The sequence below is a fragment of the Paracoccus sediminis genome (assembly GCF_900188295.1).
Taxonomy (GTDB): Bacteria; Pseudomonadota; Alphaproteobacteria; order Rhodobacterales; family Rhodobacteraceae; genus Paracoccus; species Paracoccus sediminis.
Genome location: NZ_FZNM01000003.1, coordinates 193,252 through 206,315, shown reverse-complemented (window position 1 = coordinate 206,315; position 13,064 = coordinate 193,252). Strand labels below are relative to the sequence as shown.

15 protein-coding genes are annotated in these 13,064 nt (G+C 67.6%); 7 read left to right on the top strand and 8 right to left on the bottom strand.

Annotated features, from left to right (window positions below):
* Positions 1-55: 55 nt before the first annotated feature.
* From CHB77_RS06450 to CHB77_RS06440, 3 genes are all read right to left on the bottom strand, one after another.
* Positions 56-340 carry an I78 family peptidase inhibitor gene (locus tag CHB77_RS06450; RefSeq protein WP_242626551.1) on the bottom strand — a complete coding sequence of 95 codons (285 nt, stop codon included), beginning with the start codon at positions 338-340 and terminating at the stop codon, positions 56-58.
* Positions 341-345: 5 nt separating this feature from the next.
* The gene (locus tag CHB77_RS06445) at positions 346-708 is read right to left on the bottom strand and encodes a hypothetical protein (protein ID WP_089387358.1); all 363 of its coding nucleotides are present in this window, start codon (positions 706-708) and stop codon (positions 346-348) included.
* A 106-nt stretch (positions 709-814) separates the two neighbouring features.
* The gene (locus tag CHB77_RS06440) at positions 815-1,465 is read right to left on the bottom strand and encodes a TetR/AcrR family transcriptional regulator (protein WP_165456212.1); all 651 of its coding nucleotides are present in this window, start codon (positions 1,463-1,465) and stop codon (positions 815-817) included.
* 236 nt (positions 1,466-1,701) lie between these two features.
* On the opposite strand from CHB77_RS06440, the gene CHB77_RS06435 reads away from it, so the two are divergent.
* Positions 1,702-3,129 carry a Glu/Leu/Phe/Val family dehydrogenase gene (locus tag CHB77_RS06435; RefSeq protein WP_089387356.1) on the top strand — a complete coding sequence of 476 codons (1,428 nt, stop codon included), beginning with the start codon at positions 1,702-1,704 and terminating at the stop codon, positions 3,127-3,129.
* 358 nt (positions 3,130-3,487) lie between these two features.
* Here CHB77_RS06435 and CHB77_RS06430 read toward each other — a convergent pair whose 3' ends face one another.
* Positions 3,488-4,435, bottom strand: a complete 948-nt coding sequence (locus CHB77_RS06430) for an L-threonylcarbamoyladenylate synthase (protein ID WP_089387355.1) — start codon at positions 4,433-4,435, stop codon at positions 3,488-3,490.
* Positions 4,436-4,551: 116 nt separating this feature from the next.
* On the opposite strand from CHB77_RS06430, the gene CHB77_RS06425 reads away from it, so the two are divergent.
* The 4 genes from CHB77_RS06425 to CHB77_RS06410 are packed head-to-tail and all read left to right on the top strand — an operon-like array spanning position 4,552 to position 8,121.
* Positions 4,552-6,249, top strand: a complete 1,698-nt coding sequence (locus CHB77_RS06425) for an acyl-CoA dehydrogenase (protein ID WP_089387354.1) — start codon at positions 4,552-4,554, stop codon at positions 6,247-6,249.
* Complete coding sequence (locus tag CHB77_RS06420) at positions 6,246-7,268, top strand: MBL fold metallo-hydrolase (protein ID WP_242626550.1); 1,023 nt, start codon at positions 6,246-6,248, stop codon at positions 7,266-7,268. Before CHB77_RS06425 ends, CHB77_RS06420 begins: the two co-directional genes overlap by 4 nt.
* 54 nt (positions 7,269-7,322) lie before the next feature.
* A complete protein-coding gene (locus CHB77_RS06415; protein WP_089387353.1) occupies positions 7,323-7,478 on the top strand; it encodes an aa3-type cytochrome c oxidase subunit IV in 156 nt (51 codons plus the stop codon).
* A gap of 19 nt (positions 7,479-7,497) precedes the next feature.
* Positions 7,498-8,121 (top strand): hypothetical protein, encoded by a 624-nt coding sequence (locus CHB77_RS06410; RefSeq protein WP_089387352.1) that lies wholly within the window; start codon positions 7,498-7,500, stop codon positions 8,119-8,121.
* On the opposite strand, the gene CHB77_RS06405 is transcribed toward CHB77_RS06410, so the two are convergent.
* Together CHB77_RS06405 and CHB77_RS06400 are read right to left on the bottom strand one after the other, a co-directional pair.
* Positions 8,109-8,441: an AzlD domain-containing protein gene (locus tag CHB77_RS06405; protein ID WP_089387351.1), complete on the bottom strand. Its 333-nt coding sequence runs from the start codon at positions 8,439-8,441 to the stop codon at positions 8,109-8,111. The genes CHB77_RS06410 and CHB77_RS06405 overlap by 13 nt on opposite strands.
* Positions 8,438-9,205: an AzlC family ABC transporter permease gene (locus CHB77_RS06400; RefSeq protein ID WP_089387350.1), complete on the bottom strand. Its 768-nt coding sequence runs from the start codon at positions 9,203-9,205 to the stop codon at positions 8,438-8,440. Before CHB77_RS06400 ends, CHB77_RS06405 begins: the two co-directional genes overlap by 4 nt.
* Positions 9,206-9,272: 67 nt before the next feature.
* On the opposite strand from CHB77_RS06400, the gene CHB77_RS06395 reads away from it, so the two are divergent.
* Positions 9,273-9,755: a GNAT family N-acetyltransferase gene (locus CHB77_RS06395; protein WP_165456211.1), complete on the top strand. Its 483-nt coding sequence runs from the start codon at positions 9,273-9,275 to the stop codon at positions 9,753-9,755.
* A gap of 10 nt (positions 9,756-9,765) precedes the next feature.
* Here the strand turns inward: CHB77_RS06395 and CHB77_RS06390 are convergent, their stop codons facing one another.
* Entirely contained in the window at positions 9,766-10,698 is a 933-nt protein-coding gene (locus CHB77_RS06390) for a hypothetical protein (RefSeq protein WP_131023319.1), read from the bottom strand.
* Positions 10,699-10,704: 6 nt separating this feature from the next.
* The gene (gene greA, locus CHB77_RS06385) at positions 10,705-11,175 is read right to left on the bottom strand and encodes a transcription elongation factor GreA (RefSeq protein WP_089387348.1); all 471 of its coding nucleotides are present in this window, start codon (positions 11,173-11,175) and stop codon (positions 10,705-10,707) included.
* A gap of 231 nt (positions 11,176-11,406) precedes the next feature.
* Here greA and CHB77_RS06380 point away from each other — a divergent pair, with 231 nt between their 5' ends.
* Positions 11,407-13,062 carry an electron transfer flavoprotein-ubiquinone oxidoreductase gene (locus CHB77_RS06380; RefSeq protein WP_089387605.1) on the top strand — a complete coding sequence of 552 codons (1,656 nt, stop codon included), beginning with the start codon at positions 11,407-11,409 and terminating at the stop codon, positions 13,060-13,062.
* Positions 13,063-13,064 lie beyond the last annotated feature (2 nt).

Here is a 13,064-nt window from a genome sequence, read left to right as displayed (position 1 = left end):
AGTCCGCCGCCGGCAAATCAATGCGGAAAAGGGCGGCGTCCGCCGCCCTGTCGGGTCAATAGCAGCTGACCTTCTCGATCCGGGCGGTGCGGCCGTATTCGATGTTCAGCCGGTCGGGCCGGTAATCCGATGTGACCGCATCGTCCGGGCCGATCTGGCGGGTGCCGATGGGAAAGGTCATCGCCGTCAGGACGGTGATCGGCTGGCCCACCAGCCCTTGATAGGCCGAGGCCCGGCAATCGTCCGGCGGTTCCACCGGCAGGGGTTCGACGGGCATCGGCTCGCAGGCGGCAAGGGCCGCGATGGCGGTCAGTCCAAGAAGCAGGGGTCGCAGGGTCATGAGGTTCATCCGCAATCGACGTTCGTGATGATGCCCGCCGCATCCAGGCGGAACACGATCCGGTTGGGGTCGTATTCCTGGGGCTCGATGCCGCGGTATTCGACCACCCGGTAATCCTTGGCGATGCCCAGCGTCGGGATCACGCTGCCGGGCTGGCCGATGGCCGAGGCGTGGTCGCGGCGGGCGCCGCACAGGTCGGGTTTGCGTTCGGTCAGGCCAGACACGCCCAGCGCGGGTTCCGGCGCGGGCGGCGCATAGGCGACGGGCGCCGGTTCGGGGACCGGGACCGGCATGGGCGCCGGCGCCATGCAGCCCGAAGTCAGGGCGACGGTCGCGATCAGCGGCAACAGGAACGTGGTCGTCTTCATGGTCAAGCTGTCTTTCCCTCGGCGGTGCCCGTCTGTCGCGGGGTTCGGATCGGATGATACAGACGGCGCAGGGTCTTGAGAAGGCGCAACGATCCTCACGTTTGCATCAGCGGGTGCCGCTCCTGCGGCCCATCGTGTGATGCCGGACCGGGGCAAAGGCACGCAGGAACAGGTCGGCGGCCTGCGCGGAGGTTTCCCGGATGACGGCGTCGGTTCCGGCGCGCGGCTGTCCCAACAGCACCGGATCGCGCAGGCTTGCCCCCGCCAGCGCGACCAGTTGCGCCGCCGCCAGATCGGTGTCGTCGATCGACAGCAGGCCAACATCGACCCAGCGATCCAGACAGGGCTGGATGCGGTCGCACAGGATGCGGGCCACGGTCGCGTGGAAATCGGCCGACAAGGGGCCAAAGCGCGGCGCCTCGGCGACCATGACGCGGTAAAGGCCAAGGTGCAGCGGATCGACCAGCCAGGCCGCCATGCGGGCAAGCATCTGCATGACGCCCCGGTCCGGTCCGGCCGCGATGTCGATGTCCAGGGCGAACGAATCCTCCAGCCGCGCGATCTCGGCCCGCATGGCTTCCTGGAACATCAGCGTCTTGTCGGGGAAATAGCTGTAGAGGGTCGCCTTGGACACGCCGGCTTCCCGCGCGATGTCATCGACACTGGCCCCCGCAAAGCCGTCGCGCAGGAAGACAGCGGTGGCGCCACCGACCACCTGACGGAATTTGCGACCTTGGCTAACCGTTTGAGTCTTCATGGTCTTAAATCCCGACCCGCTTGTGCTACCACCGTGCTGGCAGGATACAATCCCTGATTGCGCAATCAGGTTTCCCGGCAAGTGCCGATAGTGTCTTAATGACATCATCCCGCCGCGTCCGGTCCAGCCCGAAATGTCTTGCATTTGTTCAGATATGCCTTGGCACCCGCGCCCGTGCTGACGTAGCGTCCCTGTCGTCAGGGCAAGAACGCCGGCGCGATCAGCAGGAGCTGCGAATGACGATCCCCCATGTATCCTTCCGCGACTCGGTCGAACGGATGTTCACCCATGCGGCAAGCCTGATGGACTTGCAGCCGGGCCTGGAAGAAAAGATCAGGGTTTGCAATTCCACCTATGTGGTGCGGTTCGGCGTGCGCCTGCGCGGGCAGATCCACACCTTCACCGGCTATCGGTCCGTCCATTCCGAACACATGGAGCCGGTCAAGGGCGGCATCCGCTATTCGCTGGACGTGACCCAGGACGAGGTCGAGGCGCTGGCCGCGCTGATGACCTATAAATGCGCGCTGGTCGAGGTGCCGTTCGGCGGGTCCAAGGGCGGATTGTGCATCGATCCCCGCGCCTGGAACGAGGACGAGCTGGAACGCGTCACCCGCCGCTTTACCTATGAATTGTCGCGGCGCAACCTGATCTCGCCCAGCCAGAACGTGCCCGCGCCCGACATGGGCACCGGCGAACGCGAGATGGCCTGGATGGCCGACGCCTATAAACGGCTGCATCCCGACGACATCAACGCCAAGGCCTGCGTCACCGGAAAGCCGCGCCACGCGGGCGGCATCGACGGTCGGGTCGAGGCCACGGGCCGGGGCGTGCAATACGCGCTGCGCGAGTTCTTCCGCCACGACGACGTGATGAAGAAGGCCGGGCTGGAGGGGACGCTTGCGGGCAAGCGGGTGATCGTGCAGGGCCTGGGCAATGTGGGCTATCACGCGGCGCAGTTCCTGTCGGCCGAGGACAAGGCCCTTGTGACCTGCGTGATCGAACGCGACGGCGCGATCCGCAACCCCAACGGCATCAACATCGACGCGCTGCGCGGCCATATCCGCGCGACCGGCGGCATCAAGGGCTTTGCCGGCGGGGATCACCGGGAAAACGGCCTGGCCGCGCTGGAAGACGACTGCGACATCCTGATACCGGCGGCGGTCGAAAGCGTGATCCACGCGGAAAACGCCGACCGTATCCGCTGCAAGCTGATTATCGAGGCCGCGAACGGCCCCGTCACCGCCGATGCCGACGCGATCCTGAAACGCAAGGGCGTGGTCATCATCCCCGACATGTACGCCAACGCGGGCGGCGTGACGGTCAGCTATTTCGAATGGGTCAAGAACCTGTCCCAGATCAGCCTCGGCCGTCTGGAGCGCCGCCACGAGGAGGCCCGCGCCCGGATGCTGGTCGAGGAGCTGGAGCGGATTTCGGCCGACACGGGAACCAACTTCAAGCTGGCGGCGGGCTTCAAGGACGCGTTCCTGCACGGCGCGGACGAACTGGATCTGGTCCGGTCGGGCTTGGACGACACCATGCGCGAGGCGTTCAAGAAGATGAAAGAGGTGTGGATGTCGAACCCCAGGGTCGATGACATGCGGACCGCGGGCTATGTCGTGGCGATCCGGCGGATTTCCAACGTCTATGGGTCGCTGGGGTTGTAGGGGCGGCTGGAGGTCACGGAATGTGTGATGCTTTTGGCGCAAGACTAGCCGTTTCGTGAAGATATGGGAAACGGCGCTGACGAAAAATCAACGGACCAGGGGAATCGGGACGGATTTGGTTCCCGTTTCGCGTCTTGGGCCGCACGTTTTTCGGTCGTGATTGGCCCCAGAGGCGGTCGGTCACGATCTTGATCGGCCGGTCCTTGGTCCGGTCCTGACACAGCAGGCGATCGGCTGCGGTTGTGCCGGATTTACCCAGGGCCTGAACGCCTTGTCTGGACCCAGGACTGATATCCGCCGCCGTTCTTCGGACCCCCACGGGATATCTTTCCAGGGCCAAAGGCCCCGGACGTGGGGATCAGTCCCGAGGGGCGGCGGCGCGGCGCAGGCGGTCGTTGATCGCGGCGCCAAGACCGTGGTCGGGGATCGGCGCCACGGCGATGGGATGGCCCAGGCGGTCGGCGCGGCGCAGCGTGTCGAACAATCGGGCGGCGGCCTGGGCCAGATCGCCCGTTTCGGTCAGGGTGAACGGACCGGGGGCGCCGAAGGCGATATGGGTTTCGCCGGGGGCAGGGCTGTCCGCGTTCAGGCGCAGGACGGCGTTCGGGGCATAGTGGCTGGTCAACTGGCCCGGTGCGTTCGGAACGGCTGGATCGGCATGGTGATCCGCAAGCGGTTGGCCCAGAACGTCGGCAATCGCCTCGGCCGGAAGGCCGCCGGGACGCAACAGGGCCGCGCGGCCATCAGGCCAGCCGACGATGGTGGATTCCAGCCCGACCGGGCAAGGGCCGGCGTCCAGCACGGCACCGATGCGCCCGTCCAGCCCGCCGTCGGGGTCCAGCACATGATCCGCGCGTGTCGGGCTGATCCGGCCCGAGGCGTTGGCGGATGGCGCGGCCAGCGGGCCGGTCCGGCGCAGCAGCGCCTGGGCCACCGGATGGGCGGGGATGCGGAGCGCGATGGTGGACAGTCCCGCCGTGACCAGGGACGCGATTCCGGCGTTCGCGCGCAGCGGCAGCACCAGGGTCAAGGCGCCGGGCCAGAAGGCGGCGGCCAGGGCCTCGGCCTGCGGTGTCATGTCCGCGATGGCGCGGGCGGCGTTCCCATCGGCGACATGCACGATCAGCGGGTTGAAGGACGGGCGGCCCTTGGCTTCGTATATGCGCGCGACCGCCTGCCCGTCGCGCGCGTCGCCCGCCAGGCCATAGACCGTCTCGGTCGGGATCGCCACGACCTGGCCTCTTGCCAGCAGGCTGGCGGCGCGGGCCAGGCCGCTGTCGTCGGGCGACAATCTTTCGGTGTGCATTCGTGACGCCGGGTTTTGGTTGAGCCTTGTCCGCAGCCCCGTAAGATGGCCCGGAACAGCGATTGTCATAGGTGCGCCGGGGCCGATTGCCAAGGCGCGAAGGGAGGGGGGACCAGATGGGCTATACCGCGCCGGTCGCGCAGATCGAGTTTATCCTGAACCATGTGGTGCCGTTTTCCGACGTGTCCCGCACGGATCGATTTGCCGAGGCGACGCCGGATACCGCATCCGCCATCCTGGCCGAGGCAGGCAAGCTGGCGACGAACGTGCTGGCGCCGTTGAACCGTGCGGGCGACGACCATCCGGCGGTGCTGGAAAACGGCCGTGTCCGATCCTCGCCGGGCTACGCAGAGGGGTTCCGCGCCATCGCCGAAGGCGGCTGGGTCGGGCTGGCCGCGAACCCGGAACACGGCGGCATGGGCCTGCCGCAGGCGCTGAACATGGCCGTGGCCGAGATGATGTCGGGCGCCTGCCTGGCGTTGCAGCTGAACCCGCTGCTGACCCAGGGCCAGATCGAGGCGCTGGAACATCACGCCAGCGACGACCTGAAGGCGCTGTGCCTGCCCAAGCTGATTTCCGGCGAATGGTCGGGCACGATGAACCTGACCGAACCGGGCGCGGGCAGCGACGTGGGCGCGCTTGTGACCAGGGCGGAACCGCAGGGCGACGGCACCTGGCGCGTGACGGGGCAAAAGATCTTCATCACCTGGGGCGACAGCGACGTGACCGGGAATGTCTGCCATCTGGTCCTGGCGCGGCTGCCCGGCGCGCCCAAGGGCACGCGCGGCATCAGCCTGTTCATGGTGCCGAAATTCCTGCCCGACGACGACGGCAGGCCGGGCATCGCCAACAGCCTCAAGGTCGTCAGCCTGGAAGAAAAGCTGGGAATCCACGGCAGCCCGACCTGCGTTCTGTCCTTCGAGGGTGCGACGGGCTGGCTGGTCGGCGACGAGCACAAGGGCATGGCCGCCATGTTCACCATGATGAACGTGGCCCGGCTGGGCGTCGGGATGCAGGGTGTCGGCGTGGCCGAGGCCGCGTTGCAGCAGGCGGTGGCCTATGCCGCCGACCGCAACCAGATGGGACCGATCATCGGGCACCCCGACGTGCGCCGGATGCTGGCCACCGCGCGGGCCGAGGTGTTCGCCGCCCGCGCCATCGGCCTGGCCTGTGCCACGGCCATCGATCTGGAACGGGCCACCGACGATCCGGTCCACGCCGCCCGCGCGGCCTTCCTGACGCCCATCGCCAAGGCTTACGGCACCGATGTCGGCTGCCGCGTGGCCGACATGGGCGTGCAGGTCCATGGCGGCATGGGCTATGTCGAGGAAACGGGCGCGGCCCAGTACCTGCGCGATGTGCGCATCACGCCGATCTATGAAGGCACCAACGGCATCCAGGCCATGGATCTGGTCGGCCGCAAGCTGGCGGACGGCGGCGACGCCGCCCTGCGCCTGCTGGACGAGATCGAAGACGGCGCCAAGGCCGCGCAAGGGGACCATCCGCGGATGGCCAATCAGGTCTGGCAGGCCGCCGAAACGCTGCGCGAGGCCACCCACACCCTGCTGGACCGCGACCTGCCGGTGCGGTTCGCGGGCGCGATGCCTTATCTGACCGCTTTTGCGCGGGTGCTGGGGGGGCTGTACCACCTGCGCGCCGTGCAGGCCGGGGGCGATCAGCATCTGGCCTTGGCGCGGGTCTTCATGGCCCGCGTTCTGCCGCGCCATGCCTCCGACCTGGCCGAGGCGGTGGCGGGCCTGGACGACCTGACCGGCATCAGCGACGCGGCGCTGGCGGGCGATTTCGCGGCGTGATCGCCTATCCGTTCGACACGCCGCCGGATCCGGGTCAGGCGGTGACGGTCGCGCCGGGCGTGTTGTGGATGCGCCTGCCGCTGCCGATGGCCCTTGACCACGTCAACGTCTATGCGCTTGACGACGGCGACGGCTGGACGCTGGTCGATACCGGCTTCGACACGCCCGCCAGCCGAGAGATCTGGGCCGCGCTTCGGGCGGGACCGCTGGGCGGCAGGCCGGTCCGCCGCGTGATCGGCACGCATCACCATCCCGACCATATCGGCCTTGCGGGCTGGTTCATGGACCGCGACGGGGCTGGCCTGTGGATCAGCCGCACCGCCTGGCTGACGGCGCGGATGCTGGTTTTGGATCGTCAGGACCATGCGCCCCCCGAATCGCTGGCCTTCTGGCGCCGGGCGGGGATGCCGGACGACCTGCTGGAACGGCGCGCGACGGAACGGCCCTTCAACTTCGCCGATGTGGTCCATCCGCTGCCCTTGGGCTTCACGCGCCTGAGCGACGGCCAGCAGGTCGCGTTCGGCAACCGGCGCTGGCGGGTCGCCATGGGCCACGGACATGCGCCCTGCCATGCGACCTTCTGGTCGCTGGATGACGATCTGGTGATCGGGGGCGACCAGTTGCTGCCCTCGATTTCCCCGAACCTGGGGGTCTATCCGACCGAACCCGACGCCGATCCGGTCGGCGAATGGCTGGAAAGCTGCGTCCGGATGCTGGCCCTGGCGGAAACGCGCCATTGCGTCCTGCCAGGCCACAAGCTGCCCTTTACCGGCCTGCCCACGCGGCTGCACCAGTTGATCGGCAACCATCGAAACGCGCTTGACCGGATGGTGGCGGCGCTGCGGGACGGTCCGCGCACGGCGGTCGGCTGTTTCGACATCCTGTTCAGGCGGCCCATCGGCGCGGGCGAATTCGGCCTGGCCCTGGTCGAGGCCGTGGCCCATGTGAACCACCTGCGCCACCGTGGCCGGATCACGATGGCGGGACAACAGGGTGACGCGGTGCTGTGGGGGGCGTGACAGAGCAGGCGGTTTCGGCTATCGCAAGGATAAACCGGACAGGAGAAACGGCGAATGGCCACGCACCACCACGAGATCACCGAACACAAGGTCGGCACCATGGACATCAGCGAACAGCAGCGGACCTTTGCCGGGTTCATCCGGTTCGCGACCTGGACGGCGATCCTGTCGATCCTGGTGCTGATTTTCATGGCCTTGGTCAACAGCTGATCCGGCGGGCAACGATTCCATGAAAAGACGCGTTTTCCTGGCGGCTGCGCTGCCTGCCGCCCTGTCCGCCTGCGGCGCCCAGAGCATCTGGGCCACCGACGCCGAGGTTCGTGCCGCCCGATACGTCTCGTCCGAACCGCCCTCGATCGCGCTGTTGACGGTGATCGGCATTCCGCGGGGGGAAGGCGGCCATACCGGGATCTTGATAAACGGAAGCCAGAGGGTGATCTATGACCCGGCGGGAAGCTGGCAGCATCCGCGCATTCCCGAACGCAACGACGTGCTGTACGGGATCACCGACAACTTCAAGAATTTCTACATCGATTATCACGCCCGCAGCACTTATTGGGTGGCCGAGGATACCGTCTTCGTCAGCCGAGAGGTCGCCGATGCGGCGATCCGGGCGGTGGAATCGCAGGGCGCATCGCCCAAAAGCTTTTGCGCGGTGAATTCGGGGCAGGCACTGCGAAAGGTGCCGGGGTTCGAGGGCGCGCCGACCGGCTTCAGCCCGATCCGGCTGCGCCGGTGGTTCCTGACCCTGCCGAATGTCCAGTCCAAGCGTCACATGGACGGCGATCCGGCCAACAACCACGACGTGCTGCTGCGCCAGAAGAACGGGCAGATCGTCGGTTACGACATGTAAAGCATGGCAAACAGGGTGATCGCGCCCGCAAGGATCGCGCCGATCATGCTGCGCGACCACAGGCCCACCGCCACCGTGACGCCGGCCGCGGCCATCCGCGCCGGATCAAGCTGGCCCCCGGTCGCGGCGGGCCAGACCACCAATGGCGCGACCAGGGCGGGCAACACGGCAACCGGCGTGTAACGCAGCATCCGCATCACCCAGGACGGCAGATCCCGGCTTCCAAGCGCCCCCAGGAACGACCAGCGGATCAGAAAGGTGCCGATGCCCAGCACCACGATGACCAGCCAGACCGTCGGATCGGAAACATGCGCGTTCATGCCCGCATCCTGTGTTCCGACCAGGCTTCGACAAAGGCGCCGGTCGCCATGCCCACGGGCGCCGCGATCAGCAGCCCAAGCCCGGACGGCAGGCCGGCCAGCACCAGCGATCCCGCGACCGCGACAAAGCAGGCGGCCAGATGCGCGGGCGTGCGCAGCATCGGTGCGATCATCGCCAGAAAGGTGATCGGCATGGCGAAATCCAGGGCAATGTCGTCGGGGATGGCCCGGCCCGCCGTCGCCCCCAAGCCGGATCCGATCATCCAGGGAAGGCAGACCACCACCGCGACGCCCGCAAAGAACGCCAGCCGCTGCGCCAGGGGCAGGCGGGGGTGCGCCTCGTATTCCTGGATCGACATGGCATAGCTTTGATCGACCAGGGCATAGGCGATCCAAGCCTTTTGCGGACCCGTCGCCCCGCGCAGCCAGGGGACCAGCGACGCCGAATACATCGCCATGCGCAGGTTCACCGCCAGACAGGACAGGATCACGATGATGACCGACGCGTTGTCGGACAAAAGCTGCACCGCGGTGAACTGCGACGCGCCCGCCAGAACCAGCACCGAAAAGCCCATCACCTGCGCCACGTCCAGTCCCGCCTCGGTCGCGACGACGCCGAACAGGACCGAAAAGGGGATCATCACGATCAGAAACGGCAGCGACCGGGTGGCCCCGCGCATGAACATTTCGCGCACGGTGCGGGCGGGACCGTCATCGGCACGCGGCTGCCGGGGCGCGGGGCGGGGTTCTGGGGTCGGGGACATGGGGCTTTCGTTTCGGACCGGATCGCGGCACCTTCGTTGCATGACGCGCAATCGGAAGGCAAGACCGGTGCAGATCGCCACGCCAATTCCCGACCGGCATCTGGCGGGTGCCGCCCGCCTGTGGTGGGGGGCCTTTGCGCCACCCCTGCGGGGGCCGTCGCCCCCGATCCGCGCCAGCCACGGCATCGCCGCGATCGGGCCGGGCGGATCGGTGGCGGGCGTTGCCGGGTTTCGCGATCACGAGGGCGGGCTGCTGTCCCGCCCCCCGGTCCTGGCCCGGTTGCTGTTCCGGCCCGCGCCGCCTACCGGCGATCTGGTCATCGACGGGATCGTCGTGGACCGATTGCGCCATGGCACCGGCCGGGCGCTTCTGGATGCCGCGGCGCGGGTGGCGCGCCGCGCCGGCCGCCCGGCCCTGCGCGCCGAGGTCGAACTGCGCAACCGTCCCGCCATGGCATTCTATGCCGCCACCGGCTTTGCCGAGATTGGCCGGGGCGATTTCGGCTGGCCCTGGTCCGGGCCGGTGGCGATCCTGCGCCGACCCCTCTGAACGACTGCGGTCAGCCGAATATCCCGGCGATCCGGCCCAGCAGCATGAAGGCGCGGGCCGTCCGGGTTTCGGCCAGGGCGGCGATCTGCGCATCGTCCATCTGCGGCAGGTGCCGGGTCAGCATGGTGTCGAAGTGGCGCAGGAAATGATGGGCGGTGTCGCGGAAAATCTCGTCCCGCTGCACCAGGGCTGTGGCGGTATCCAAGGCCGCGGCGTCGTGGATGCCGCCAAGCCGCGCCACCGCGTCGCCCCGCGACCCGTCCGCGAACCGGCGCCAGACGGCAGGAGAAGCAGGGACGGGGGACAGATCGTCCATGTACAGATCCTGCCCGGCCAGCAGCGTGACCACATCCTGCGCCGCCCGCAGCACGCGGGCATGGTCGCTGTCCTGAAGCGCACGGCGCAGGGCGGCGATGGCCAGCGTATCATCGGGACCGTCGGGAAAGTTCAGCGCCTGGATCAGCGTGTCGGAATCCACCGGAACCGGGGCCGGGTCATCGGTGCGCATCGCCGGCTGACGGTTGCTGGCCATGGCCCGAGGGGCGGGACGGGGCGTCGGCGGAACGGCAGCGGGCACCACGGTACGCGGCTGCGGATCAGGTTCGCCGATGACCTCGGGTTCGGGCATCGCACGGGGCGGGGGAGCGCCGCGTGTGCCGGTCATGTCGCGCAACTGGATCAGGCGGGAACGCAGATCTTCGGCCTCTGCCCGCAGAACGGCGATGGCGCGGGCCGTCTTGACCGCCAGCCAGATCAGCGCCAGGGGCAGGATCATGCCCGCGATTACCGCCAGCCGGGCCACGCCGCCAGCCGGGCCATCCCCTGCCGGCGCCAGCAGCCAGAACAGCGCGACCAGGAACAGCCAGATCCCGCCGAGGGCCAGGCCCGTCGCGGTGATCGTGTCCCGCTGCGCCAGAGTGGCGATCCGTGCAATCAATGACATCGTTTCCTACTCGTAGCGGATCGCAAGGATTTCATAGCTGCGCTGCCCGCCGGGCGTCGTCACCTCGACGCTGTCGCCGACATCCTTGCCGATCAGCGCGCGCGCCAGGGGGGACCGCATGTTCAGAAGGCCGCGTTCGATGTCGGCCTCGGCCTCGCCGACGATCTGATAGGTGCGTTCCTCGTCGGTGTCCTCGTCCACCAGATTGACGACGGCGCCGAACTTGACCGATCCCGACAGCTTGGACGTGTCGATCTGTTCGGCCCGCGAAAGGATCGATTCCAGTTCCTTGATGCGGCCTTCGATGAAGCCCTGCTTTTCGCGGGCGGCGTGGTATTCGGCATTTTCCGACAGATCGCCGTGTTCACGCGCCTCGGCGATCTGGCGGATGATGGCCGGGCGTTCCTTGGACTTCAGATCGCCCAGTTCGCGTTCCAGTGCGGCAAAGCCGCTGCGGGTCATCGGAATCTTGTCCATCGCTGCCCTGTCCTTTGCGGGATGCGGTTGTCGGTGCCGTGCTAAGGCAACGCCCCCGCCATTCGACTGGCAGGGGCGCGGCCTTTGTGTCGGCAGCCTGCCCTGATTTGCCGCATCTTGGCAACCCCGGCCGCAAGGCTCATGGCAGTTTTCGGCCGTCGCGTCAGCATTGCCGCAATGCGGCAGAACCGTTACATGCTGACGGCAGCCAAGCAAGGGGGGATCCGAGCCATGACCGACACGACACCGATCGAACGCGAGTCGATGGAGTATGACGTGGTGATCGTCGGGGCGGGGCCTTCGGGGCTGTCGGCGGCGATCCGGTGCAAGCAGATCGACCCGGATCTGTCGGTGGTGGTGCTGGAAAAGGGGTCCGAGGTCGGCGCGCATATCCTGTCGGGGGCGGTGCTGGACCCGGTGGGGCTGGACCGGCTGATCCCCGACTGGCGCGACCGGGGTGCCCCCGTCCGCACCGCCGTCACCGACGACAACTTCTATGTCTTGGGCGAGGCGGGTTCAGTGCGCGTCCCGAACTGGCCGATGCCCCGGCTGATGAACAACCACGGCAACTACATCGTCAGCATGGGCAGCGTATGCCGCTGGCTGGCCGAACAGGCCGAGGCGCTGGGCGTCGAAATCTTTCCGGGCATGGCGGCCAGCGCGGTGGTCTGGGACGGCGACCGCGTGAAGGGCGTGGTCGCGGGCGAGATGGGCCTGCAATCGGACGGCACGCCCGGCCCGAACTATGAACCCGGCATGGAGTTGCACGGCAAGTACGTGATGATCGGCGAGGGCGTGCGCGGGTCGCTGGCCAAGGAGATCATCGACCGCCTGAACCTGTCCGAGGGCCACGAGCCGCAGAAGTTCGGCCTGGGCATGAAGGAGATCTGGGAGGTCCGCCCCGAGAAGTTCCATCAGGGCCGCGTGGTCCACACCATGGGCTGGCCCTTGGGGAAAAACGCCGGCGGCGGCAGCTTCATCTATCACTACGAGGACAACCTGGTGATGGTGGGCTTCGTGGTGCATCTGAACTACGAGAACCCGTATCTGTATCCCTACATGGAGTTCCAGCGATTCAAGCACCACCCGATGGTGGCGAATCTGCTGGAGGGCGGCAAGCGCATCAGCTATGGCGCCCGCGCGATCAGCGAGGGGGGCTGGCAGTCGCTGCCGGAACTGTCCTTCGCGGGCGGCGTGCTGCTGGGCTGTTCAGCGGGTATGGTCAACGTGCCGCGCATCAAGGGCAACCACAACGCGATGATCTCGGGCATCGAGGCGGCGGAGGCGGCGGCGGCGGCCATCGCGGCGGGCCGCGCGGGCGACCGGCTGACCGAGTATGACCGGGCGGTGCGCACCGGGGCCATCGGCCGGGATCTGAAAAAGGTGCGCAACGTCAAGCCGGCCTGGTCGCGCTACGGCCTGTGGCCGTCGCTGGTGCTGGGCGGCATGGACATGTGGGGGGCGGGGCTGACGGGCCGCAACATCCTGCGGACCTGGAAGCACGGCAAGACGGATGCCGCCGCGACCGGCAAGGCTGCGGACTTCCAGCCGATCGACTATCCCAAGCCCGACGGCAAGCTGTCCTTCGACCGGCTGACCAACGTGGCGTTCAGCTTTACCAACCACGAGGAAAGCCAGCCCTGCCACCTGCGGCTGAAGGATCCCACGATCCCGATCCGGGTGAACCTGCCCGAATACGCCGAACCCGCGCAGCGGTATTGCCCGGCGGGCGTCTATGAGGTGGTCGAGGATGCTAATGGCCCGCGCTTCGTCATCAACTTTCAGAACTGCGTCCATTGCAAGACCTGCGACATCAAGGATCCGTCGCAGAACATTGTCTGGACCACCCCACAAGGTGGCGACGGGCCGAACTACCCGAATATGTGATC

Excerpts from the sequence above, each read along its gene's own strand:
- CHB77_RS06450 (WP_242626551.1), bottom strand. The coding sequence starts at position 340 with ATGACCCTGCGACCCCTGCTTCTTGGACTGACCGCCATCGCGGCCCTT.
- CHB77_RS06445 (WP_089387358.1), bottom strand. The coding sequence starts at position 708 with ATGAAGACGACCACGTTCCTGTTGCCGCTGATCGCGACCGTCGCCCTG.
- CHB77_RS06440 (WP_165456212.1), bottom strand. The coding sequence starts at position 1,465 with ATGAAGACTCAAACGGTTAGCCAAGGTCGCAAATTCCGTCAGGTGGTC.
- CHB77_RS06435 (WP_089387356.1), top strand. The coding sequence starts at position 1,702 with ATGACGATCCCCCATGTATCCTTCCGCGACTCGGTCGAACGGATGTTC.
- CHB77_RS06430 (WP_089387355.1), bottom strand. The coding sequence starts at position 4,435 with ATGCACACCGAAAGATTGTCGCCCGACGACAGCGGCCTGGCCCGCGCC.
- CHB77_RS06425 (WP_089387354.1), top strand. The coding sequence starts at position 4,552 with ATGGGCTATACCGCGCCGGTCGCGCAGATCGAGTTTATCCTGAACCAT.
- CHB77_RS06415 (WP_089387353.1), top strand. The coding sequence starts at position 7,323 with ATGGCCACGCACCACCACGAGATCACCGAACACAAGGTCGGCACCATG.
- CHB77_RS06410 (WP_089387352.1), top strand. The coding sequence starts at position 7,498 with ATGAAAAGACGCGTTTTCCTGGCGGCTGCGCTGCCTGCCGCCCTGTCC.
- CHB77_RS06405 (WP_089387351.1), bottom strand. The coding sequence starts at position 8,441 with ATGAACGCGCATGTTTCCGATCCGACGGTCTGGCTGGTCATCGTGGTG.
- CHB77_RS06400 (WP_089387350.1), bottom strand. The coding sequence starts at position 9,205 with ATGTCCCCGACCCCAGAACCCCGCCCCGCGCCCCGGCAGCCGCGTGCC.
- CHB77_RS06390 (WP_131023319.1), bottom strand. The coding sequence starts at position 10,698 with ATGTCATTGATTGCACGGATCGCCACTCTGGCGCAGCGGGACACGATC.
- greA (WP_089387348.1), bottom strand. The coding sequence starts at position 11,175 with ATGGACAAGATTCCGATGACCCGCAGCGGCTTTGCCGCACTGGAACGC.
- CHB77_RS06380 (WP_089387605.1), top strand. The coding sequence starts at position 11,407 with ATGACCGACACGACACCGATCGAACGCGAGTCGATGGAGTATGACGTG.